This window comes from Streptomyces sp. MI02-7b (genome assembly GCF_033793585.1).
GTDB lineage: Bacteria > Actinomycetota > Actinomycetes > Streptomycetales > Streptomycetaceae > Actinacidiphila.
On the sequence record NZ_JARAWX010000018.1, the window covers coordinates 125,657 to 147,265 of the forward strand.

19 protein-coding genes are annotated in these 21,609 nt (G+C 73.5%); 12 read left to right on the forward strand and 7 right to left on the reverse strand.

Annotated elements, in window-relative coordinates; all coding sequences use genetic code 11:
* The first annotated feature begins 168 nt into the window (after positions 1–168).
* The gene (locus PV364_RS27395; RefSeq protein WP_319663007.1) at positions 169–546 is read left to right on the forward strand and encodes an STAS domain-containing protein; all 378 of its coding nucleotides are present in this window, start codon (positions 169–171) and stop codon (positions 544–546) included.
* Between the two features lie 42 nt (positions 547–588).
* On the opposite strand, the gene PV364_RS27400 is transcribed toward PV364_RS27395, so the two are convergent.
* Positions 589–1,734 carry a tetratricopeptide repeat protein gene (locus PV364_RS27400; protein WP_401973327.1) on the reverse strand — a complete coding sequence of 382 codons (1,146 nt, stop codon included), beginning with the start codon at positions 1,732–1,734 and terminating at the stop codon, positions 589–591.
* 574 nt (positions 1,735–2,308) lie between these two features.
* Between PV364_RS27400 and PV364_RS27405 the strand changes: the two genes are divergently transcribed.
* Positions 2,309–2,785, forward strand: a complete 477-nt coding sequence (locus tag PV364_RS27405; protein ID WP_319663009.1) for an ATP-binding protein — start codon at positions 2,309–2,311, stop codon at positions 2,783–2,785.
* Positions 2,786–2,849: 64 nt separating this feature from the next.
* Here the strand turns inward: PV364_RS27405 and PV364_RS27410 are convergent, their stop codons facing one another.
* Positions 2,850–3,914, reverse strand: coding sequence for a GlxA family transcriptional regulator (locus tag PV364_RS27410; protein ID WP_319663010.1), 1,065 nt, complete (start codon positions 3,912–3,914; stop codon positions 2,850–2,852).
* A 70-nt stretch (positions 3,915–3,984) separates the two neighbouring features.
* Here PV364_RS27410 and PV364_RS27415 point away from each other — a divergent pair, with 70 nt between their 5' ends.
* Complete coding sequence (locus tag PV364_RS27415; RefSeq protein WP_319663011.1) at positions 3,985–5,319, forward strand: MFS transporter; 1,335 nt, start codon at positions 3,985–3,987, stop codon at positions 5,317–5,319.
* Positions 5,320–5,409: 90 nt separating this feature from the next.
* Positions 5,410–6,336, forward strand: a complete 927-nt coding sequence (locus PV364_RS27420; RefSeq protein ID WP_319663012.1) for a hypothetical protein — start codon at positions 5,410–5,412, stop codon at positions 6,334–6,336.
* A 195-nt stretch (positions 6,337–6,531) separates the two neighbouring features.
* On the opposite strand, the gene PV364_RS27425 is transcribed toward PV364_RS27420, so the two are convergent.
* A complete protein-coding gene (locus PV364_RS27425; protein WP_319663013.1) occupies positions 6,532–7,707 on the reverse strand; it encodes an NAD(P)/FAD-dependent oxidoreductase in 1,176 nt (391 codons plus the stop codon).
* A gap of 196 nt (positions 7,708–7,903) precedes the next feature.
* Between PV364_RS27425 and PV364_RS27430 the strand changes: the two genes are divergently transcribed.
* Positions 7,904–8,479, forward strand: a complete 576-nt coding sequence (locus PV364_RS27430) for a GNAT family protein (protein WP_319663014.1) — start codon at positions 7,904–7,906, stop codon at positions 8,477–8,479.
* A gap of 230 nt (positions 8,480–8,709) precedes the next feature.
* Here the strand turns inward: PV364_RS27430 and PV364_RS27435 are convergent, their stop codons facing one another.
* Complete coding sequence (locus PV364_RS27435) at positions 8,710–9,357, reverse strand: TetR/AcrR family transcriptional regulator (RefSeq protein WP_319663015.1); 648 nt, start codon at positions 9,355–9,357, stop codon at positions 8,710–8,712.
* A 133-nt stretch (positions 9,358–9,490) separates the two neighbouring features.
* On the opposite strand from PV364_RS27435, the gene PV364_RS27440 reads away from it, so the two are divergent.
* From PV364_RS27440 to PV364_RS27450, 3 genes are all read left to right on the forward strand, one after another.
* Positions 9,491–10,369, forward strand: a complete 879-nt coding sequence (locus tag PV364_RS27440) for a VOC family protein (RefSeq protein WP_319663016.1) — start codon at positions 9,491–9,493, stop codon at positions 10,367–10,369.
* Positions 10,370–10,504: 135 nt separating this feature from the next.
* Positions 10,505–12,823, forward strand: coding sequence for a serine/threonine-protein kinase (locus PV364_RS27445; protein WP_319663017.1), 2,319 nt, complete (start codon positions 10,505–10,507; stop codon positions 12,821–12,823).
* A gap of 308 nt (positions 12,824–13,131) precedes the next feature.
* Positions 13,132–13,314: a hypothetical protein gene (locus PV364_RS27450; RefSeq protein WP_319663018.1), complete on the forward strand. Its 183-nt coding sequence runs from the start codon at positions 13,132–13,134 to the stop codon at positions 13,312–13,314.
* 117 nt (positions 13,315–13,431) lie between these two features.
* Here PV364_RS27450 and PV364_RS27455 read toward each other — a convergent pair whose 3' ends face one another.
* From PV364_RS27455 to PV364_RS27465, 3 genes are all read right to left on the reverse strand, one after another.
* The gene (locus tag PV364_RS27455) at positions 13,432–13,575 is read right to left on the reverse strand and encodes a hypothetical protein (protein ID WP_319663019.1); all 144 of its coding nucleotides are present in this window, start codon (positions 13,573–13,575) and stop codon (positions 13,432–13,434) included.
* 397 nt (positions 13,576–13,972) lie between these two features.
* Positions 13,973–14,107, reverse strand: coding sequence for a hypothetical protein (locus tag PV364_RS27460; RefSeq protein ID WP_319663020.1), 135 nt, complete (start codon positions 14,105–14,107; stop codon positions 13,973–13,975).
* A 174-nt stretch (positions 14,108–14,281) separates the two neighbouring features.
* Positions 14,282–17,218 carry an AfsR/SARP family transcriptional regulator gene (locus PV364_RS27465; RefSeq protein ID WP_319663021.1) on the reverse strand — a complete coding sequence of 979 codons (2,937 nt, stop codon included), beginning with the start codon at positions 17,216–17,218 and terminating at the stop codon, positions 14,282–14,284.
* Between the two features lie 337 nt (positions 17,219–17,555).
* On the opposite strand from PV364_RS27465, the gene PV364_RS27470 reads away from it, so the two are divergent.
* The 4 genes from PV364_RS27470 (at position 17,556) to PV364_RS27485 (ending at position 21,544) form a co-directional block, all read left to right on the forward strand.
* The gene (locus tag PV364_RS27470) at positions 17,556–18,248 is read left to right on the forward strand and encodes an AMP-binding protein (protein ID WP_319663022.1); all 693 of its coding nucleotides are present in this window, start codon (positions 17,556–17,558) and stop codon (positions 18,246–18,248) included.
* Between the two features lie 202 nt (positions 18,249–18,450).
* A complete protein-coding gene (locus PV364_RS27475) occupies positions 18,451–18,885 on the forward strand; it encodes a hypothetical protein (RefSeq protein ID WP_319663023.1) in 435 nt (144 codons plus the stop codon).
* A 143-nt stretch (positions 18,886–19,028) separates the two neighbouring features.
* Positions 19,029–21,125, forward strand: a complete 2,097-nt coding sequence (locus PV364_RS27480) for a nitrate- and nitrite sensing domain-containing protein (RefSeq protein WP_319663024.1) — start codon at positions 19,029–19,031, stop codon at positions 21,123–21,125.
* Complete coding sequence (locus PV364_RS27485) at positions 21,122–21,544, forward strand: roadblock/LC7 domain-containing protein (protein ID WP_319663025.1); 423 nt, start codon at positions 21,122–21,124, stop codon at positions 21,542–21,544. The genes PV364_RS27480 and PV364_RS27485 overlap by 4 nt, the downstream gene beginning before the upstream one ends.
* Positions 21,545–21,609: the final 65 nt, after the last annotated feature.

Sequence of the window (21,609 nt, forward strand, 5' to 3'; positions counted from 1 at the left end):
TCGAATGTATCCGCCCGCTGCTGTCGTGTACGCCGCCTTGCGGCAAGCTTCTGCCGAAACTGATCAATTCTGGTAGTGCGTTATCCGCGTGTGACCGAAAGATTGCGAGGAAGTGGCGTGGGCAGGGCATAGGGTCAACAGAATCGGTGACGTGAGAAGGGCCAGACAGTGGCGTTGAAGGTGACGCACGACGAACGGGACGGCTGGACGATCCTGACCGTTTCCGGCGAATTGGACCTCGTGACCGCCCCCGCCGTACGGCAGCACGTGCACGACGCCGTCGCCGACGGACGGCACAGCCTCGTACTGGACCTGGCCGGTGTGGACTTCTGCGACTCCAGCGGGGTCGGCGTGCTCATCGCCGCGCGCCGCCTGATGCGCTCCTGCGCGGGGCGGCTGCGGCTGATCCTGCCCTCCGACGTGCGGGGGAACGACGCCGCACACGTCAACAAGGTGCTGGCCGCGCTGGGAGTGCGGCGGCTGTTCGAGGTGTTCCCCGACATCGAGGCCGCGACCGACGACGAGGCGGGGCCGCTGTCGGCCTGACGCGCCGGCCGCCCGCCCTCGCCGGCGCTCACGCCGGAGGTCCTACGAGTCCGCGGGAGCCGGGCCCAGTGTCGTGGTGCCGATCGCCGCGCGGTGGCCGAGCCCCGTGCGGTAGGCGTCCAGCGCGGCCTCCACGCGTCCGGCCCGCCGCAGCAGATCGCCCAGCAGCCGGCAGATGTCCGCCAGGTCCCCGGCCGCGCCCGCGCGTTCCAGCAGGGCCAGGGCGGAGACGTAGTGCTCCTCCGCGGCCTCCGGGTCGCCCCGCTCCTCGGCGAGCAGCCCCAGCAACCGGTGCGCCCCGCCCGCGTGGACCGCGCCGCGCCAGGGGCCGAGCTGGTCCAGCAGCCGGGTCAGCATCTCCTCGGCCTCGGTGGGCTTGCCGCGCCGGCGCAGCACGTCGGCGAGTTCGACCTCGACCTGCACGGTGAACAGCACCGAGCGCCCGGCCGCCAGCATGTCGCGGGCGGTGCGCAGTTCGCGCTCGGCCTGCTCCAGATCGCCGTCCTGGGAGTGGACGTAGCCGCGCATCCAGTGGCAGTGCGCCAGGTCCGTGTGCAGTTCCAGGCGCTGGAAGATCTCCTGGGCCTTGGCGAGCGAGGCCTCGGCCTCCCCGGTGCGTCCCGCGACGATCAGTGTGCGGGCGATGCTGCGGTGCATCAGCGCGACGAGGGCCGGGTCGGCCGCGTCGGGGGCGAGGTTGAGGGCCTGCTCCGCGGCGTGCGCGGCACGGGCGTAGGCACCCAGGTCGGTGTACGGGCCGATCGCCGCGACGTGCAGCATCAACAGGGCGTCGGGATCGGGCCGGCCGCTGGACGCCGCCTCCGTCTCCAGCCGTGCGATGCCCTCTTCCAGCAGGTGGGAGGCGTACCGCACCTCGCCGGCCAGCAGGTGCGAGACCGCCCGGCCGCGCAGCGCGGTGGCCCGGCGGGCCGGGGCCGCCTCGGGGTCGGCGTCGAAGAGACGCCCGGCGTTCTCGAAGTGGGCGCGGGCCTCCATGAGTTCGCCCGCGTCGAGAGCGGCCTCGCCAAGGCGCAGCCGCACCTGAGGATCGTTCAGGTCCTCGTCCAGGACATCCTGCGTTCGGTCCCGGTCGTCCTGTGCGCCCACCGTGCCCCATTCCCTCCGGATCTCTTGCGGAGGAGGGTACGCGGCTTTGCGCCGGCCATGCCTCACGCTTTCGTAAAGCACGTCCGCGGCCGGCAGATGGACGCCCTCGCGCGGCGGCCCGCGGCGCGCGGTTCCGCCCTCGCTTCCCACTCCGGTACGGGCCGGAGGTGCATCCGCGCGGGAAACGGGCAGGGGTTCGGGAGCGCGGGACGGCCCGTCGCGGACGGTGAGACGGCGCACGCGGAGCGTCCGGCCATAATGCGCCTTGCGGCATTTAGTGAGGTATGTCGGATTCGTCAGGGATAAGTGGTGACCAGTGTCGATATCGGGTTGTGTCCGAGGCGTGACTCGTCACGCCACGGAGTCGGGCGTCGCCTCGGGTACGCTCCATCGGGTGCGTGTGGTGCAGGAGCGCGACGTGAGCGGTCGAAGCGCGGCCCAAGGGCCGGGCAGGCGACCGACGTCGGGCTGTGCGTATTCGCCCCGTAATGAGCCCCGCACAGTATGCAGCACCCCTCCCTCTTCGCGCTGGAATATGCCCGAAGCGCTTGTTGGGGTGACTGTCGGTCAATCATGCTGTGTCGCGAAGGGGTCACGCTTGGTGACCTTGCCGAGGCGCGAGGCGATGAGTCCGCCGGTTCGGATGGTGTGAGCAGTGCAGATGCTCCAGGTTCAGCTAGAGGTAGGTCCCGACCCGGCCGAGGTGGGCCGGGCCCGCAGCTGGGCGCGCTCGCGTCTGGTCGGCTCCGGCATAGGGGCCGACGAGCCCGTCGCGGAGACGTTGATCCTGCTGATCTCCGAACTGGTCACCAACGCGGTGGTCCACACGGGCTGCCCCGCGGTACTGCGGATGCTCTTCCGGTCCTCCGGTGCCTCGCAGGGCCAGGAGAGCGACACCGTGCGGGTCGAGGTGGCCGACGCCAGCGACGCCCCGCCGCGACCGCGGCACGCGGACAAGGACGAGACGGGCGGACGCGGCCTGGAACTCGTGGACGGCCTGGCGGACCGCTGGGGCTGGCAGCGCGAGGGCGCGGGCAAGCAGATCTGGTGCGAGATCGACCGCTGCGCCCGGGGGCAGGCGATCGTGCCGCCGCAGGCGACCGGCGGGCTGATCGGCCGCCCGGCGTTCTGAGGACCGCAGCGGTACGTCCGCGGCTCCCCCGGAGGCGCCCCCGCCCTCTGCGCACGCAGGGGCCTCAGCCGGCCGCCGTGTCCCGGAAGGTGCGCCGGTAGGCGGTCGGCGAGACGCCGAGCGCCGCCTGCAGGTGCTGCCGCATCGAGGCCGCGGTGCCGAACCCCGCGTCGCGGGCGACCTGGTCGACCGACAGGTCGCTGGACTCCAGCAGGTGCCGGGCCCGTTCGACGCGCTGCTGCACCAGCCACTGACCGGGGCTGATCCCGACCTCCTCGCGGAACCTGCGGGTGAAGGTGCGCACGCTCATCGACTCCTTCCCGGCCAGCTCCCGCAGGGTCAGCGGGCGGTCCAGACGGCTCAGCGCCCACGCCCGCGCGGTCGCCGTCGTGGCCAGTTGCGGTTCCGGGACGGGCCGCTGGACGTACTGGGCCTGGCCGCCCTCGCGGTGCGGCGGCACGACGGTGCGCCGGGCACTGGCGTTGGCGACGGCGGAGCCGTGGTCACGGCGCAGGAGGTACAGGCACAGGTCGATGCCGGAGGCGACGCCCGCCGAGGTCAGGATGTGCCCGTTGTCGACGTACAGGACGTCCGGCTCCACCCGTACCCGGGGGTAGAGGCGCTGGAAGTGCTCGGTGCTGGACCAGTGCGTGGTGGCGCGCAGCCCGTCGAGGTAGCCGGCCGCGGCGAGGAAGTACGAGCCGGTGCAGATGGAGACCAGCCGGGCGCCCGGGCGGATGCGGGCGAAGGCCGCCGCGAGGCCGGGGGAGAGCCGGCCGTCGGAGTGGGCGCTGTCGTGCTCGTGCGCCGCCGGGACGATGACGGTGTCGGCCTCCTCCAGGATCTCCGGACCGTGGGGGACGGCGATCTCGAAGTCGGCTTCGGCGCGTACGAGGCCGGGGCCGCCCGGGGTGCAGGTGCGCACCTCGTACAGGTCCGTGCCGTCGGGGGTTCTCGCTCCGCCGAAGATGCGGTGGGGGATGCCGAGTTCGAACGGGATGACCCCGTGCTGCACCAGAACGGCGACGCGGTGCCGCTTCACCGGGGTGGTCGGCTCCGTGGCGGGTTCCGTGGCGGGCTCCGGGTCGGGTCCTGCGGCGGGTACGTCGGTCTCCAAGGGCGCGGCCATGGCCCGATCCTTCCACATCATGGCCATCCGGCCACTCGTTGCGGGCGAACCCGTGCCGGATGCTCGTCTGGTGACGCAGACTCCGGAGCTTCCCGCCCAGCCCCTGAGGGACCTCGCCCTCCCTGCCCCCCGTCCGTCGCGCGGGCCCCGTGTGCACCGCGCCTGGTACGTCGCCGTCGCCGGCTTCGTCACGCTCGTCGGCGCGGCGGGCTTCGCCTCCCTGCCCGGTCTGCTGATCGAGCCGCTGCACAGCGAGTTCGGCTGGTCGCGCGGCATGATCGGGTTCGCGGTGTCGGTGAACCTGGCGCTGTACGGCCTCACCGCGCCGTTCGCCGCCGCGCTGATGGACCGGTTCGGCATGCGCCGGGTGGTCGTCGTCGCGCTCCTCGCGATCGCCACCGGCGCGGGCCTGACCGTCTTCATGCGGCAGAGCTGGCAGTTGGTCCTGCTCTGGGGCGTGCTCGTCGGACTGGGCAGCGGCTCCATGGCGCTGGCCTTCGCCACCACCGTCACCAACCGCTGGTTCGACAAGCGCCGCGGCCTGGTCACCGGCATCCTGACGGCGGCGGGCGCGGCCGGCCAACTGGTCTTCCTGCCGGTGCTGTCCGTGATCGTCGAGCACGCGGGCTGGCGTTCCGCCACGCTCACCGTCGCCGGTGCCGCGCTGCTGGTCGCGCCCTTCGTGTGGCTGCTGCTGCGCGACCACCCGGCCGACGTCGGGCTCGCGCCCTACGGCGCGGCGCGGTTCGTGCCCAAGCCGCCCCCGGTGACCGGCGCGGCCGTCCGTGCCCTGCGGGCGCTGGCCGGGGCCGCGAAGGGCGGGCCGTTCTGGCTGCTCGCGGGCACCTTCGCGATCTGCGGGGCGTCGACGAACGGACTGGTCAAGACGCACTTCGTCCCCGCCGCCCACGACCACGGCATGCCGGTGACGGCCGCCGCGTCGCTGCTCGCCGTCATCGGTGTCTTCGACATCGCCGGTACGGTCGCCTCCGGCTGGTTCACCGACCGCTTCAGCCCACGGCGCCTGCTCGCCACCTACTACGGGCTGCGCGGACTGTCGCTGATGTTCCTGCCGGTGCTCATGGCGGGCACCGTGCGGCCGCCCATGGTGCTGTTCATCGTCTTCTACGGGCTCGACTGGGTCGCCACGGTCCCGCCGACCATCGCCCTGTGCCGTGAGTTCTACGGTGCCGACAGCGCCATCGTGTTCGGCTGGGTCCTCGCCTCCCACCAACTCGGCGCGGCCCTGGTGGCCTTCCTCGGCGGCGCGGCCCGCGACGCCTTCGGCTCCTACGACATGGTCTGGTACTCCTCCGGGGCGCTGTGCGCGATCGCCGCGCTCATGGCGCTGGTGATCCGCCGGGGCACCCCCCAGACGCCCCTGGCGGCCTCATTGGCCGCCTGAGGGACCCGCCCGGCCCCTGGGGGCGGCCGGGCGGCCGTCCCTCCCAGGCGTAGCGTGATCGTCATGGGGTGGGGGAGATCGTCCGGGAGAGTGCCCGGCAGAGAGTCCGGCAGTCCGTGGGACGACGCCGGGAGGGCGGCAGCCGTCACGGCCTACTGCGCGGTGGGGGCGGTGGCGCTGACGGTATGGACGGTCGCCGCCCCGGCAATGGAGTCGTCCTACGGACCGTCCGGGGGCGGGCTCGTCGTCTGCCTGTTCCCGGTCCTGCTCGTCGCCCTCTGGGCCGGTGGTGTGGCCGCCTCCCTGCTGCACGCCTTGCCCGCCGCCGCTCTCGGACACGCTCTGTCGCGCCGCACCGGGCTGCCCCGTGCGCTGTGCTGCCTCGCGGCCGAGGTGGCGCTCGCCGCCGTACTCGCCGCGCCGGCCCCGTCGTCGGGGCTGCCCTACCTGACGGCGTGGTGCTGGATCGCCGCGGCCGGCGCCGCCCCGGTGCTGGCCGCCTCCTTCTTCGCCGTCCGCCCGAACCCGCAGGGCAGGACCGGATGGCCGCGCCGGAAGCAGGTGGCCTTCCAGATCTCCGTCGTCGGCGTCGCGCTGGTCGGAGTCGTCTTCGCGGGCGGCCTGATGGCGTACGGGACGGGCCTGGTGAAGGAGTACGAGCCGCCGGTCCTGGACTCGGGCGCCGACTACGCGGGTACCTGGCACGACGAGTTCGACGGCGTCATCCGGTTCTCGGCCGACGGCACCTTCACCGCGCAGGGCATCCGCGAGTACGACGCGGACGCGTCGGGCCTGTACAGCCACTACGTCAGCCGTTCCGGACCCGGGACGTGGCGGTACGTCGACGAGGACGAGGGCGGGGTGCCCGGCGGCCTCACGCTGGCCTTCGGCGACGGCGGCTCCGAGATGGGCCAATGGTCGTCACGGGGTACCGAGGCCCGACCGGTGCTCTACCAGGAAGTGGGCGACCCGGATCGGGCGATCCTGTACCTGCTGAGGAAGGACCCCGCCCCGTGATCGCGGGTGCCGTGGAAGGCGGGCCGGCCGGCTGAGGGGGAGAGGGCCGGCCGGTCCGCCGGAACGGGGGTGGTGCCGGGACAGCGCCGGTGCGGACGGCGCGTTGCTATCCGTGTACGCGGTGTGCGCGGTGTGCGCGGTGTGCGCGCACGCCGTGGCGCCCACACCCCTTCGATACCCACCGTGTCGGTACGGCTACCGTCTGGCAACGGATTTGGCGATCCGTCGTGCGTCGATGGCCATTTCGCGGAGGTTGCCGCTGATCGGGTTGGTGAAGCCGGTGAAGTACAGGCCGGGCGCGTTCTTGGGGCTGCGACCGCCGTGCACCGAGGGCCGCCCGCGGTCGTCGAGCACGCCGAGGTGGCCGACCAGCGGTTCCAGGCCCCGCCGGTAGCCGGTCGCCGCGACGACGGCCTCCGGGGTGAGCCGGGTGCCGTCGGCGAGCAGGACCTCGCGGCCGTCGAAGCCCTCGACGGCGGCCACCGGTTCGACCTTGCCCGCCTGCACGGCGGCGATGAGCCCGACGTCCTGGACCGGGATGGCGCCCTCGCGCACCCGGGAGTACAGGCCGGTCCGCGGGCGCGGCATTCCGTGGGCCGACAGATCGGGCACCGAGAGCCGTTCCACGTAGGGCGCGATGCCGTCCACCAGCCGCGTCGGCAGGCGGCGCACCATGATGCCGGTGCGCTGCGCGGGCCACCCGGCCGTGGAGCGGCGCATGATGTGCGGAGGGGTGCGCACCGCCAGGCGCACCCGGGCCGCCCCGGCCTCCACCAGGTCGACGGCGATCTCGGCGCCGGTGTTGCCGACGCCCACGACGAGGACGTCCCGGCCCGCGTAGGCCGTGCCGTTGCGGTAGCCGGACGCGTGCAGCAGCTCGCCGTCGAAGGTGTCGAGGCCGGGCCAGTCCGGCAGGTGCGGGGTGTGGTTGAAGCCGGTGGCGACCACGACGCTGCGGGCGGTCAGCTTGCGGCCGCCGGTGGCCGGGAGCGCCCAGCCCGCCGCGGGGTCCTCCATGCGCTCGATGCGGGACACCTCGATCCCGGTGGCGACGTCGAGGTCGTGGAACTGCGCGTACTGCTCCAGGTAGCGCACCAGGTCGTCACGGCCCACCCAGCGGCCGTAGGACCGCGGGATGGCCAGGCCCGGCAGCGCGGACAGCCGTCTCGTGGTGTGCAGATGCAGCCGTTCGTAGTGGCCGCGCCAGGACGCCCCCACGGCGCCGGAGCGTTCGACGACCAGGGTGCGTACGCCGCGGTGCCGCAGTGAGGCCGCCACGGCCAGCCCGCCGGGCCCGGCGCCGATGACGATGGCGTCCGGTGCGGCCGCGCCCGGTATCGGGGCGACGGCGGAGGCGGAGGGGTCGGTCATGTCGTACTCCTGTGGCTGGCCGGGGGCGAGGTCACTCCGGAAGGTAGCGCGCTTCGCCGCCGGCACCTTGCCAAGGAGTACCCGTATCCGGCCAATTGGTGCACCGTCACGGGGGACTTCGGCTGTCCGGCGGGGTCGCCGGGCAGCAGCACGGACCCCCCGTCCGGCTGCCCGCGGCGGTTGGTTGAATGTGGCCGTGCAGGAACCCGTGCTGGCACCCGTCGAGTTGCAGGCCTTCGGCCTGCTGCTCAGGCCCTGGGAGGACACCCCGGGCGATTTCGCCGCGGCCCTGCGCGGTCTGAGCGACCCGGACTTCCGGCGCTGGAACTCCGCGGTCGTGCCCCGGCCGGACGAGAGCGGCGCGCGCGACTTCCTGCGCCGGCGGCGCGAGGGGTGGGGTGCGGGCGACCTCGCCTCCTTCGCGGTGACCGAGGACGGCGCCGTGCTCGGGCAGGCCGCCATCGGCATGATCGACCGGCCGATGCGTACCGCCCGCGTCAGTTACTGGCTGCTCCCCGAGGCGCGCGGCCGCGGGGTCGCCTCCCGGGCCCTGGAGACCGTCACCCGCTGGTCCTTCCGCGACCTCGGCCTCCACCGCCTGGAACTCGGCCACGCGGTCGGCAACGAGCCCTCCTGCGCCGTCGCCGGACGCTGCGGCTACCCCCTGGAGGGTGTCCTGCGCGGGGCGATGGTCGACATCTCCGGCCGGCTGCGCGACGTGCACCTGCACAGCCGCCTCGCCACGGACCGCCCGCCCGCCTCCCGGGCCTGAGGCGACCGCGGGCCCCGCGCGCCGGCGCGCCCCTCGCTCGACCGAACGGGTGCCCCCGGCGCGGCCGCACGCGGCGCTGCCGTCGCGCGATCCCCGGGGACCGCGGGGACCGCGGAGAAATGAAACGCGGGCGCCGTTCCGGCAACCTCCCCCGAGGACCGGTCGGCGCCCGCGTCAGTGCAGGCAGGACTACGTGGCAAGGACATAAAAAGGGCCGCGAGCGGCGGGAATCAGCGGGTCGGCTTCTTGCCCGTCACTCCCAGGTGCACGAGCAGTGCCAGATTCGGCTTCAACTCGGCCTGTTTGACGCCCCAGCTCTGGAAGCCCTTCTGGTGCCCGGCGACCGCCGCGAGCATGGCCACGAGGGACCCGGCGACGGCTGCCGGAGTGATGTCCTTGTCGACCCGGCCCTTGCTCTGGAGCTCCTTGACCGAATCCGAAAGGGAGTTGGTGAGGGGGTTGAGGATCTTCATGCGGATCTTGTAGAACCGCTTGTCCCCTTCGGCCGCACCCAGATCCACGACCCGCAGGATGGCGTCGTGCTTGCGCCAGAAGGAGAGGAAGCCCTCGACGAGTTCCTCCGCCGCGGTGGCCCCGGCCTTGCCGACCCAGGAGCGACCGGCCACGAGGTCCGTCAACGCGGCGCCCTCCTTGGCCATCTCCTCGGCAAGCTCGAGCACGGCGCCCTCGACGTCGGGGAAGTATTGGTAGAACGTTGCGGGGGAGGTACCCGCCATCCGGGCGACGTCGATGACCTTGACGTCCCGGTACGGCGACGTGCTGAGCATTTCGCTGAGGCAGTCGAGCAGCTTCTGCCGCGTCGCCTGACCCCGACGTCCTGCCACACGGCCGTCGACGGTGCGAACTTGTCCTGTCATGCCGTCAGTTTACGGGCTGGTGATCAGCGCGCGATTCGGTGCCTGCAAATGGGGAAGGCCATGTGTTCGATTTTTCCTCGGGCGGGGTTGAGGATCGGCCGATAACGTGTCAAGTCAGACACTCCGTCGATCCATGCGAATCACCGCGCGAATCACGACACGAATCGAGGACCAGATGGCCGGATACGCCGACGGCGTGCCCTGCTGGGCGGACGCCATGCTCAACGACCTGGAGGCGGGAAAACGCTTCTACGGCGAGCTGCTCGGCTGGAGCTTCGGGGCGACCGATCCGGAGTGGTCCTCCTACACCCAGGCGTACGGTCCGGGCGGCAAGAACGTCGCCGCGCTGTCGCCCAAGCCCGACGGCCGTATGCCGACGGTCTGGAACCTCTACCTCGCCTCGTCCGACATCCAGGACACGGCCCGCAGGATCCGCGACGCCGGCGGTCAACTCATCATGGAACCCGCGGCCGTTGGGTCCTTCGGCTCCATGCTGACCGCGGCCGACCCGACCGGGGCGGTCTTCGGGGGGTGGCAGGCCGGCACGCACCCGGGCTTCGGGACGACCGGCCAACCCGGCTCCTACATCTGGTCCGAGATCTTCACCCGTGACGCCGCGAGGACCGACGCCTTCTACGAGGAGGTCTTCGGATACCGCGGCAAGGAGATCTTCGAGAAGTCCGAGGCCGGCACCGGGGCCGCCGGGGACGCCGCGGCCACCGATTTCCGGATCTTCGTCCCCGCGGGCCGGGACGTCGCGGTCGCCAACGCCGTGCTCGGCCGCTTCCGGATGAGCGGGCGGTACCCCGACGAGATGCCCCCGCACATCCTCGTCTATTTCGCCGTCGAGGACGCCGACCGGGCCGCCGAGACCGTCGTACGGCTCGGCGGCCGCGTCACACGCGGCCCGCTGGACTCCCCTTTCGGCCGGTTTCTGCTGGTGAGCGACGACCAGGGAGCCCAGTTCGGGCTCATCGACCCCACCACGACGGTCGGCGAGAAGCCGTCCTGACAAACGGCCGATCCGCAAGCGAATCTCAGGTAATCGCGTGTCGACACCGCCCCGGGTTCGCAACTGATACTCATCCCAGGAAGAATCAGGGGACGACCCCGGGACGGGGGGAACCCACGGGGAGGTGGCAGGGCAGTGGTGCAGCAGCTGACGCAGCACGATCCGAGACGGATCGGCCCTTTCGAGGTGCTGGGCCGGCTGGGCGCGGGTGGCATGGGCCTGGTCTACCTCGCCCGCTCGGCGTCCGGTCGGCGCGTGGCGATCAAGACCGTACGCGCCGAGCTCGCCGAGGACCAGCTGTTCCGCGTGCGCTTCGCCCGTGAGGTCGAGGCCGCCCGCGCGGTGAGCGGTTTCTACACGGCCGCGGTGGTCGACGCCGACCCCAGGGCCGCCGTGCCCTGGCTGGCCACGGCGTTCGTGCCCGCGCCCTCCCTCGAGGAGATCGTCAACGAGTCCGGGCCGCTGCCCGTCCAGGCCGTGCGGTGGCTGGCGGCCGGTATCGCGGAGGCGCTGCAGTCCATCCACGGGGCGGGCCTGGTCCACCGCGACATGAAGCCGTCCAACGTGCTGGTGGTCGAGGACGGCCCGCGCGTGATCGACTTCGGCATCGCGAGCGGGGTGTCCAACACGCGGCTGACGATGACGAACGTGGCCGTGGGCACACCCGCGTACATGTCGCCGGAGCAGGCGAAGGACTCGCGCAGCGTGACCGGCGCGAGCGACGTCTTCTCGCTCGGCTCCACGCTGGTCTTCGCGGCCACCGGGCACGCGCCCTTCCACGGCGCCAACCCCGTCGAGACGGTCTTCATGCTGCTGCGGGAGGGCCCGGACCTGGCGGGGCTCCCGTCGGACCTGCGGCCGCTGATCGAGGCCTGCATGCGGATGGAGGCCGAGCGCCGGCCCAGCCCGGCGGACCTTCAGGCGCAGCTGGCGCCGCACCTGTTCTCCTCGGCGGGCGACGACACCGGCACCGCCTCCGCCTGGTTGCCGCCCGCGGCGGTGGGCCTCATAGAGGAACGGCGCAGCGGCGGCCGGGCAGGCGGTCCTGGCGGCCTCGGTGCGCCCGCGGTGCCCCCGATGCCGGCCAAGCCGCCCGCGGCCCCCGTACAGCCCCCCAGGGCCCCCGCGGAGGCTCCCGGCGGCCCGGTGCAGCTCGCGGGTTCCGCGCCGATAGGGCCCGGGATGCGGGTCGCGGAGCGCAGGAACCAGACCGCCGCGGCACCGGCGGGCGACGGACTCGGCTGGTCCGGCCGCGGCGGTGCCGCGGGCGCCCCGGCGGCCGTGCCCGGTCAGGGCCAGGGCGGCGGGGCACAGCCGCCCGCCGGACCGCACGGGGAGTGGCGCCCGTGGCGTTTCCGCATGTCCAACGATGTGTGGGGCACGCCCGTCGTCTCCGGGGGCCGGCTGTACGTCACCTCCTTCGAGGTGCACGCCCTCGACGTCGCCACCGGGCGGCGGCAGTTCAAGACCCGCGACGTGGCCTGGACGATGGCCGTCTCCGAGGGCCGCATCCACGGCTCCGACGGGCCGAGCCTGTACGCCCTGGACGCGGCCGACGGCACCGAGCGGTGGCGTACGGGGGTCGACGGCTGGATCTACTCGCTGAGGGCCGAGGCGGGCAGCGTCGTCACCGGCACGCGCGGCGGCGGCGTCCAGGTCTGGGACGCGTCGAGCGGACGGCTGCGCTGGGAGCGCGGCGGCGCGCAGACGGAGTTCGAGACCCCGGAGTCGGGGCCGAGCATCACCGGCGGCGTCGTCTACTTCCACGGCGGCGGCCGGCTGCACGCGCTGGACGTCTCGACCGGCGCCGAGCGGTGGTCGTACCCGACCGGCGACGGCGGCGCCATGCCGACCCGTCCGGTCGTCGAGGACGGCTCGGTGTTCGCGACCGCGGGCAACCGCGTGCTGGCGCTCGACGCCCGAAGCGGCGCCGAGCGGTGGCGCTTCGACGCCCCCGCGGTGATGTTCGGGCCTCCCGCGTACGTCCCGGGCCCCGGCGTCTCCGGCGGCGGCGTCTACGTCGCCGACTACCTCGGCACCGTCTACGCCCTCGACCCCGCCGACGGGCGGGACCGCTGGCGGGTCGCCACCGAGCAGCGGCAGAGCGTCGAGCCCGTGCTGGTGGCGGGGGGTTCCGTCATGCTCGGCGCGGGCAGCGCGCTCTACACGCTCGACGCGGTCTCCGGCACCCCGAAGTGGCGTTTCGCGGCGCAGGGCGAGATCGTCGGCTCGCCCGTCGTTGCCGACGGGCGCGTCCACTTCGGTTCCAAGGACCACTGCCTCTACACCGTCGACGCCGGCGGCGGGCAGTTGCGCTGGAAGCTGGAGACGGGCGGCGAGATCACCGGCTCCCCGGTCGTCGCCGACGGTGTCGTCTACGCCAGCAGCAAGGACCGTTGCGTCTACGCCCTCAACGCGGTCAAGGGCACGGAAGCGGCCACGCGTCGCGCCTGAGCCCCGTGCGGCCGCGGGCGGTTCGCCCGCCGGCCGCGCGGTGCCGCCCGGCACCCGGCCTGATGAGCGGCCGTCGCTGCCTCACACGGAAGGGGCGGGCGACGGCCGCCGTTATGCAACTTACGCCCCACACGCCACAGGCGCCACGCGGGGGGTCGTGGGACCCGTGGCCCGCTGTGCCGGTCCTGTGACCGATCCGCCCGTTACGTACGGGCGGTGAGGAGCGTTGCCCTTTCGGCTCCTCCCGGACGCGCCCGCCCTGCCCGCGGGCCCACGGACGCGTCCCGCACCGACGAAGGGACAACGTCATGGCGACACCCCGGCAGTACGAGCACGAGCAGGCCACGGCCGGCCAAGGGCGGCAGGCCCCCGTCGTGCTCCCGCAGCGGAGGGCTGCCGCCATCGACCCCACGCCCGTGATCGACGCGGGCCGCCTCGCGCGGCTCCCCCGCGGCCTCGGCGACCAACTGCGGCGTACGCACAACATCTGATGCGTTGGCGTGCCGGGGATCCGTTACACCCGAAGTGAGTTGCGCCGACGAGAAGACGTGCGTGTCCCTCCCGCCGGGCGGGAGGGACACTCGGTCACGCGGATGGTGAGACCGTGATCAGGGGGAGTGCCAGTTGTCGGGGCTCACGATCGTCTGGTGCCAGTTGTCCGGGCTGTCCGCGGCGGCGGCCGGGAGCGCCGCGACGAGGACTCCGGCCGCGACAGCGGCGAGGACGACGGCAGCCTTGCGTACGAGCTTCATGACGCCTCCGTGGGGAAGCCGGGTGCTGGTCCCGGTGGTCACATTCGTACAAGGGTGTGCGGCGGGCCGGCCCCTGAGCGCACATCGTGCGTGGGGCCAACGGGCCTGGCAAACCTATCGTGTTGGGGCCAGTGGGCCGCAAGTGCCGCGTCCGGCCGGACTCCCGGTGGCGCCCGGCGCACGACAAGGACCGACTGCGGCGCCCCCTCCACGCCGCAGTCGGTCCTGTTCCCCGTGCTGTTCCCCCCGTGACGCTCCCCCCGGTGCGTCCTGGGTCCTGTTCCCCCCGTGACGCTCCCCCCGGTGCGTCCTGGGTCCTGCTCCCCCTCGGCGGTGCTTCCCCCCGCGGCCTCCCCGGCCGTCGTGCGTCCCCCGTGTCCCCCCTGAACGGCTTGTCTCAGGAGGAGTGCCAGTTGTCGGGCTTGACGGTGCCGTCGTCCTTGGTGGTGGGCTCCTCGGTCGTCTCGTCCTCCGTGACGGGGACCTGCTGCTCCTCGTCCACCGTGCCGGTCTCGGGCGTGGCCTCGCTCATGCTGTCTCCTTCGTCCTCACGGAAACCGGTTGCTGCGAAGCCCGCCTGGCGACGACCCCCGTGCGTCACCAGGCGGGTGCTTCTCGCACTGATGGAATCGTGACAGGGTCCGATAATCAACCGATAAACGGAACTGTTGATGTCCTGTGCCGGTGGTGTTGCGTGGACGGGACGTCAGATGGCGACCGCGGACTCCGAGGGGCCGCCCAGCAGGCGCCGGACCTCGCCCGCCTCCGGGGATCCCAGGGCGGTGAAGTGCTGCAACGCGTCGTACCAGCAGGCGCGGGCCCGGTCGCTCTGGCCGATACCGGCGAGCGCCTTGCCGAGCACCGTGAGGGCGGTCGCCTGCCGCATCGTGCCGCCCACGTTCCGCAACAGGACCAGCGACTGTTCGGCGACGGAAGCGGACTGCCGGTGGGCTTTGGCGGCCAAGTGGACCTCCGCCATGCGGAAGAGGGTCATGCCCTCCCAGAACTGCTGCCGGGCGTCGCGGAAGAGCGCCAGGGCCTCGCCCAGGCGGGCGAGCGCCTCCGCGTGACGCTCGGCGGCCGCCAGCGCGATGGCCAGCGCGTACAGGCCGTTGCCCAGCCGGAAACCGGCCCCCAGTTCGCGGTAGATCGCCAGTGCCTTCTCGGCGGAGTCGATGGCCGAGGGCGTGTCCTCCAACTCGACCTGGGCACGCGAGAGGTTGCTGAGCGCGGCGGCGCCTCCCTGCCGGTTGCCGTCGGCCTCGAAGGCCGCGATCGCTGTCGCGTGGTAGTCGGCGCATTCCTGGAAGCGGCGCGTCGCCAGCGCGATCATGCCGCGCAGGTTGGGCGCGTAGCTCGCGGTGAGCAGGTCCCCGGCGGCGAGTCCGAGCACCTGGGCACGTTCCGCCTCGCGATCGGCCTCCTCGAAACGGCCCGTCAGCCAGTTGAGCTGACCGAGCAGCACGCGGGCCCTGCCCTCCACGAGCGGCTCGCCGCAGGCGCTCGACGTGGCGACGAGGGCGCGCGTGGACTGCTCGAATTGGCGCGCGTAGATGCCGGACTCCATCAGGTCCTGGGCGGTGAAGAGCAGGTCCACGGCCCGCCGCATCGGACCCTCGCAGCCACCGCCCGCGGCCTGCTGGACGGTGGCGAGCAGGCTGGGCGCCTCGTCGAAGAGCCAGTCGAGGCCCTCCTGGCGGGACGCGAAGACCAGGCCGGGGCGGCCGACCGGGCTGAGGTGGTCCAGGACGCGGTCGCCGGGGTTCTCCAGCTCGTACGTGCGGGCGGCCGAGGCGAGGTAGAAGTCGAGCAGCCGGGACAGGGCCGCGCAGCGGGCGTCGTCGCCCTCGTGGCGTTCGGCGCAGTCGCGGGCGTACAGGCGCAGGAGGTCGTGGAAGCGGTAGCGGGCGGGCCCGGCGGACTTGATGAGACTGATGTCGACCAGGGCCTCGAGCAGTTCCTCCGCGTCGTAGACGTCCATGTCGAGGACGGCCGCCCCCGCGTCCAGGGAGATGTCCGGGCCGTCGGCGAGGGCCAGCAGGCGGAAGGCGCGGGCCTGTTGCGGGGTGAGCTGGCCGTAGCCGAGTTCGAAGGTGGCCTTGACGGCGAGGTCGCCGGCCTTGAGTTCGTCCAGGCGGCGGCGTTCGTCGCTGAGCTTGCGGGCGAGGAAGGCGACCGTCCAGGTACGCCGGGTGGCCAGGCGGGACGCGGCGATGCGGATGGCGAGCGGCAGGAAGCCGCAGGCGCCGACGACGTCGAGGGCGGCCTGGCGTTCGCCGGCGACGCGCTCCTCGCCCACGATGCGGGTGAAGAGCTGCAGCGCCTCCTCGGGGCTCATGACGTCGAGGTCGACCAGATGCGCCCCCGCCAGGTCGACCATCCGGGCCCGGCTGGTGATCAGCGCGGCGCAGCCGGGCGTGCCGGGCAGCAGGTGGCGGATCTGGGCGGCGTCGTGGGCGTTGTCCAGCAGGGCCAGCACGCGCCGGCCGGCGAGCGTGGAGCGGTAGAGCGCGGCCCGGTCGGCCAGGGACTCGGGGATGGCGGCGTCGGTGACGCCGAGCGAGCGCAGGAAGGACGCGAGCACCGTCTCCGGCTCGGTGGGGCGGGGGCCGGTGCCCTGCAGGTCGACGTAGAGCTGCCCGTCGGGGAAGACCCCCGCGACGGCGTGCGCGACGTGGACGGCGAGCGTGGTCTTGCCGACGCCGCCGATGCCGGCGACGGCCGAGACCGCCATGACGCCGCCCTCGGCGGAGGCGCCGGCCAGACGGTCGCCGAGTTCGCGGACGAAGGCGGCGCGACCGGTGAAGTCCGCGACGGTGGCGGGAAGCTGTGCCGGGCGCACCGGCTCGGCGGCCGACTCGGCCTGCGGCACGGGCGGCGGCAGCAGCGCGGGGTCGGCCTCCAGGATGCGCTGGTGGAGGTCGGTGAGCTCGGTGCCGGGATCGACGCCCAGCTCGTCGTCGAGCAGTCTTCGGGTGTCGGCGAAGACGCCCAGCGCCTCGGCCTGCCGCCCACCGCGGTACAGCGCCAGCATCAGCAGGGCGCGCGGCCGCTCGCGCAGCGGGTGCTCCGCGGACAGCACGGTCAGCTCGGAGACGGCCTCGGCGTGGCAGCCCGCCTGGAGGTCCAGGTCCAGGCAGGTCTCGGTGATCTGCAGCCGCCATTCCAGCAGCCGGATGCGCTGGGTCTCGGCGTACGGGCCGGGCAGCCCCGCCAGCGGCTCGCCGTCGAACAGGGCCAGGGCCGAGCGCAGTTCGGCGCGCGCCGCGGCCGGGTCGCCGGCGCCGCGGGCCTTCTCCGCGGCGGAGCAGTGCTGTTCGGCGCGGAAGAGGTCGAAGTCGTCGCCGGGGCGCAGGAGATAGCCGCCGTCGACGGTGGCCAGGGCGTCCGCGCCGAGGGCCTTGCGGAGCCGGAAGGCGTAACTGCGCAGCGCGGCCAGGGCGGTGGGCGGGGGCTCCTCGCCCCACAGGGCGTCCACCAGTTCCTGCGCCGTCGCGGTGCGGCCGCCGCGCAGCAGCAACGCGCCGAGGAGCGCCCTTTGCTGGGGCGGCCCGGCGGGGACGGGCTGTCCGCCGCGCCAGGCCCGCACCGGGCCGAGGACCGCGAAGCGCAGCGCTCCGCCGGGGTCCGTACCGCTTCCCATGCCTGCCCCCAGGTACCGACTGCCGTTCGCGAACAGCGCGTATATCGATCGTTCATCGCGAACCGGAACAGTGTCCGCAGACGACAGTTCCGGTCTTTCGGATCTGCCGACTGTGCCAGTTTGCCGTGCCAACCTGTTCGCGGTCACCTATGGGTGACTTTCGGGGGGCGCGCTCCGAGGGGTAACGGGGAATGTTCGCCGTCTTTTCGCATGTTCTGTACTCATATGCCGTTGGCGTGGCCGACGTTCGTCACAGGGAGGTGAAGGGCCGCCGATGTGCTCACGATGCGGACGGGAGGCGGTGAGCGGTGCCCGGGCCCGGATCGGTGGCCCCGTGGTGAGCGTGTACCGCCTGCCGGGCCCCGCGCTGCGCCGCCGCGCGCTGCGGCAGCCGGACGGCCGCCCCTACGTCCCGTACGACTGCGACTTCGCCGGCCTCGACCGGCGCGCCCGCGCGGTCGCCGCGGGCCTGGGCCGCCTGCTGCCGCCCGGCAGCCGCGTGCTGCTGGACTACCCCCAGGGTGTGGATCTGGCGGGCGCCTTCTACGGCTGCCTGTACGCGGGCATGGCCGCGGTGCCGCTGGTCGCGGGCGGCCCGGACGGGCCGGGGACCGTCGCCGAGGCCGTCGAGCGGTGCCGTCCCGCGGCGGTGCTCACGGGGGCCGACGCGTGGACCGCCCTGGCGGTCGACCGCACCCGCACCCAGGTCGTCGAGGCCGACGGCCGCCGCATGGCGGGGGAGCCGGTGCCGCGCCTGGCGGAGGAATGGCGGCCGGTGGGGGTGCTGCGCACCGCGCCCGCGTACGAGCGGTACGTCGCCGACGGGCTCGGCGGGGGACGGATGGAGCCCGCGCTGCGCCACGGCGACCTCGCGGACGTCGCGGGCGAGCTGACCGCCGCGGCCGGCACGGGCACCTCGGAGGACGGTCTCGGCTGGATCGCCTCCGTCCACGGCGTGGAGGACGCGGTCTGGCGCATGCTGCTGCCCGTGCATGCCCTCCGCCGCCCCAGGCCGCTCGGCCCCGCCTGACCCCGGGAGCGCGCCGCCCCGCTCCACCGCAGCCGTCCTGGCCGTGGCGCGGGGCGGTGGGCGGCGAGCCGCCGGCGTCGTCGGTGGCACCGCTGTCGCCGGCCCGCATGGAGGAGTTCGCCCGCTGTTCGCCCGGCGGTCAAGACGTGCCCGGCGGTCGCCTGATGGGCTGGTCTCCCGCACAGTGGGAGGAGCGCGGACGATGGGTCTGATCAACGAGTTGTGGCTGGCCGGCAAGGTCCCGGCCCGCGACGGGCTGTACCGGGCGGACGGCACGGTGCTCGGCGTGGACATCGACGGCCCGCGGCTGTCGGCGTTCCGGATCGGCGAGCCCTTCGACGTGGCGGCGCTGCTGGCAGGCGAGCCGGGGCTCGCCACATCGGTCGATCCCCACCCGGCGGGCACCGCCGAACTCCCGGACGGCACGGGGTACGTGTGCTGCGGCGACGGCACGCACTGCTCGGAGGGCTTCTTCGCCCGGCTGGACTCCGACGGCAACCTGGTGTGGGTCGTCGCGCTCGGTCAGTCCAAGCCCTTCGTCCGGGCCGAGGCCAGGGGGACGCACGCCACCTTCACCAACAGCCTGGGCCACGCCCTCACCGTGGACCTCACGGCCCCGGCGTTCGCCACGCGTTGACGCCGAGGCGGGTGCCTGCCACGTCCCGGAAGAGCCGTTCGCCCCGTCTTCGCACCAGTGCGGGATTCCGGCCACCCAAACGCCAACCGCGGCTAACGGGAGGGAAATCGACGGTTCCCTTCCGGCCGCTACCGTGCGGGCGCATGACGGTGCGGAAGGCGCGGCGGCGACCTCGATCGATCTCCAGGGCCCTCCCCCGTCCCCTGCCGGGATGGCGGACCGTCCGGGGCCGGGTGGCGGTCGTCCTCGCCGTTCCCACCTGCCTGCTGCTCGCCTTCGTCGGCCTCGCCGTCGAACTGCGCGCCGAGGACTACAGCGACGCCCGCGCCACCCGTTCCGAGATCGAACTGTCGCTGCGGCTGCGGTCCCTGGTCCACCAGCTGCAGCTGGAACGCGGCCTGACCAACGGCCTGCTGGGCGGTGAGACCCGGTACGGCAGGCAACTCGCCGCCACGCGCGAGCTCGTCGACGTCCAGCTGCACGACCTGCGCGACCAGCCCGCCGTCGAGGACGTGATCCAGACGCGACTGGGCCGGCTCGCCGGAACGCGCGCCGACGTGGACTCCGACATCGCCGGGCGGGACGCGACGATCACCTTCTACACCTACGCCGTCACGGGCCTGAACGCCGTCGACCCGGCGGCCGGGACCGCCACCCGCGGCGACCGGCAGCTGCGCGACGGCGTCGCCGCGCTCGAGGCGCTGGCCCAGGCCAAGGAGGCGCTCGCCAACGAGCGCAGCTCGCTCAACGGCGTCTTCGCCTACGGCGCGTTCCGCCGCGCCGAGTACCTGGAGTTCATCCAGGAGCGCGCCGAGCGCCTGGCCGCGATCGGCCGCTTCCGCCAGGTCGCCACCCCGGACCAGCGGCTCCTGCTGGACCAGGCCTTCGGCACCACCGCCGCCAACGACACCTTCACCTACGAGCAGCTGGCCGAGCGCGGCGTCGACGGCTCGCGCCTGAACGTGGACTCCCGGGCGTGGTGGAAGGGCACCGGCATCCTCAACGACGCGCTGTACTCGGTGCAGCGCCAGGTCGGCGCCGACGTGACGTCCCGCACCCGGACGCTCAGCGACGAGGCGGCCGCCTCGCTGACCCTCTACGCCGTCATGGGTGTGCTCATCCTCGGCATCGTCAGCGCCGCCGCCGCGCTCGCCTCCCGTTCGATCACCCGCCCCCTGGCCGCCCTGGCCGGCGCGGCGGACGACATCGCCCGCCGGCGGCTGCCCGAGGCGGTCCTGCGCATCCAGCAGGCCCGTTCCACGGGCGCCCCCCCGCCGGAACCCGCCGAACCCGCGGGTGTGCTGGTGCGGCACGGCGCGGCCGAGATCGCCGAGGTGGCCACCGCCCTCGGCAACGTCGAGCGCACCGCCCTCGACCTCGCCGCGGAACAGGCGCGGCTGCGCGCCAACACCACCGAGTCGCTGGCCAACCTGGGCCGCCGCAACCAGGGCCTCATCCGCCGCCAGCTGGGCCTGATCACCAAGCTGGAGAGCCGGGAGCTCGACCCGGACGAACTCGCCGAGCTCTTCGAACTGGACCACCTGGCCACCCGCATGCGCCGCAACGCCGAGAGCCTGCTGGTCCTCACCGGCCAGCACACCGCCCGGCCCGTCGCCCGCCCGGCGACCGCGCTGGAGGCCGTCCGGTCCGCCGTCGCCCAGGTCGAGCAGTACCGGCGGGTGATGGTCGCGCAGGTCGAGCCGGGCAGCCTGCGCGGCCATGTGGTCACCGACGTCGCCCACCTGCTGGCCGAACTCATCGAGAACGGGCTGACCTTCTCCCCGCCCGAGGAGTCCGTCGACGTGCACGGCTGGCGCGACGAGGCGGCGGGGGACTACTGCTTCGCCGTCGTCGACCACGGGGTCGGCATGAGCGCCGCCGACCTCCAGCGGTCCAACGCGCTGCTCGTCGACAGCGGGGACGAGATCTTCCTGTCGGCCCCGACCCGCTTCCTCGGCCACCATGTCGTGGGCCGGCTCGCCCGCCGCCAGAACATCGAGGTGCGTCTCTTCGACACGCCCGAAGGGGGCGTCTCCGCCCTGGTGGTCCTGCCCCCCGGACTGCTCGCCCCCGACGAGCAGGAGCCGCCGCCCCCGGCACCCAAGCCCGGGATCTCGGTACTGCTCAACGCCTTCCGGGCCGGGGTCGCCCGCGCCGAGACCGGTTCCCCCTCCGCACCCGCCTACGCGGCCGCCCCCCGTCCGGCCCCGTACAGAACCCCAGAAGGAACGCCATCGTGACCACCGCCGTCCAGAACTTCGGCTGGCTCGTATCCGACTTCGTACGGACCACCGACGGTGTCACCGACGCCGTCGCGGTCTCCTCCGACGGCCTGCTGATGGCGGCCTCCGAGCGTCTGACCCGCGACCGCGCGGACCACTTGGCCGCCGTCGTCTCGGGCATCACCTCGCTCGCCCAGAACGCGGCCTCCACGCACGGTTTCCACGGCATGAAGCTGGTCATGATCGAGATGCTGGGCGGCTTCATGATGGTCGGCCGCATCCGTGACGGCAGCTGCCTCGGCGTCCTCGCCGCCGAGGGCTGCGACGTCGGCCTCGTCGGCTACGAGATGTCCGTGCTGGCCGACCGCGCCGGGGAACTGCTCACCCCCGCCCTGGTCACCGAGCTCCGCAACGCCCCGGTCGGCGCCGCCGGCTGACCCCGGGCCGTGCGCGCGTCCGTCGAACCAGCCGGGCGGCGGCTTTCCCGCGCCCCCCGAAGGGC

Bases quoted from the DNA above. Each gene is read 5' to 3' on its own strand.
- PV364_RS27425 (WP_319663013.1), bottom strand. From the start codon at position 7,707: ATGACCGACCCCTCCGCCTCCGCCGTCGCCCCGATACCGGGCGCGGCC.
- PV364_RS27480 (WP_319663024.1), top strand. From the start codon at position 19,029: ATGACGGTGCGGAAGGCGCGGCGGCGACCTCGATCGATCTCCAGGGCC.
- PV364_RS27455 (WP_319663019.1), bottom strand. From the start codon at position 13,575: ATGAAGCTCGTACGCAAGGCTGCCGTCGTCCTCGCCGCTGTCGCGGCC.
- PV364_RS27460 (WP_319663020.1), bottom strand. From the start codon at position 14,107: ATGAGCGAGGCCACGCCCGAGACCGGCACGGTGGACGAGGAGCAGCAG.
- PV364_RS27475 (WP_319663023.1), top strand. From the start codon at position 18,451: ATGGGTCTGATCAACGAGTTGTGGCTGGCCGGCAAGGTCCCGGCCCGC.
- PV364_RS27465 (WP_319663021.1), bottom strand. From the start codon at position 17,218: ATGGGAAGCGGTACGGACCCCGGCGGAGCGCTGCGCTTCGCGGTCCTC.
- PV364_RS27435 (WP_319663015.1), bottom strand. From the start codon at position 9,357: ATGACAGGACAAGTTCGCACCGTCGACGGCCGTGTGGCAGGACGTCGG.
- PV364_RS27450 (WP_319663018.1), top strand. From the start codon at position 13,132: ATGGCGACACCCCGGCAGTACGAGCACGAGCAGGCCACGGCCGGCCAA.
- PV364_RS27440 (WP_319663016.1), top strand. From the start codon at position 9,491: ATGCGAATCACCGCGCGAATCACGACACGAATCGAGGACCAGATGGCC.
- PV364_RS27410 (WP_319663010.1), bottom strand. From the start codon at position 3,914: ATGGCCGCGCCCTTGGAGACCGACGTACCCGCCGCAGGACCCGACCCG.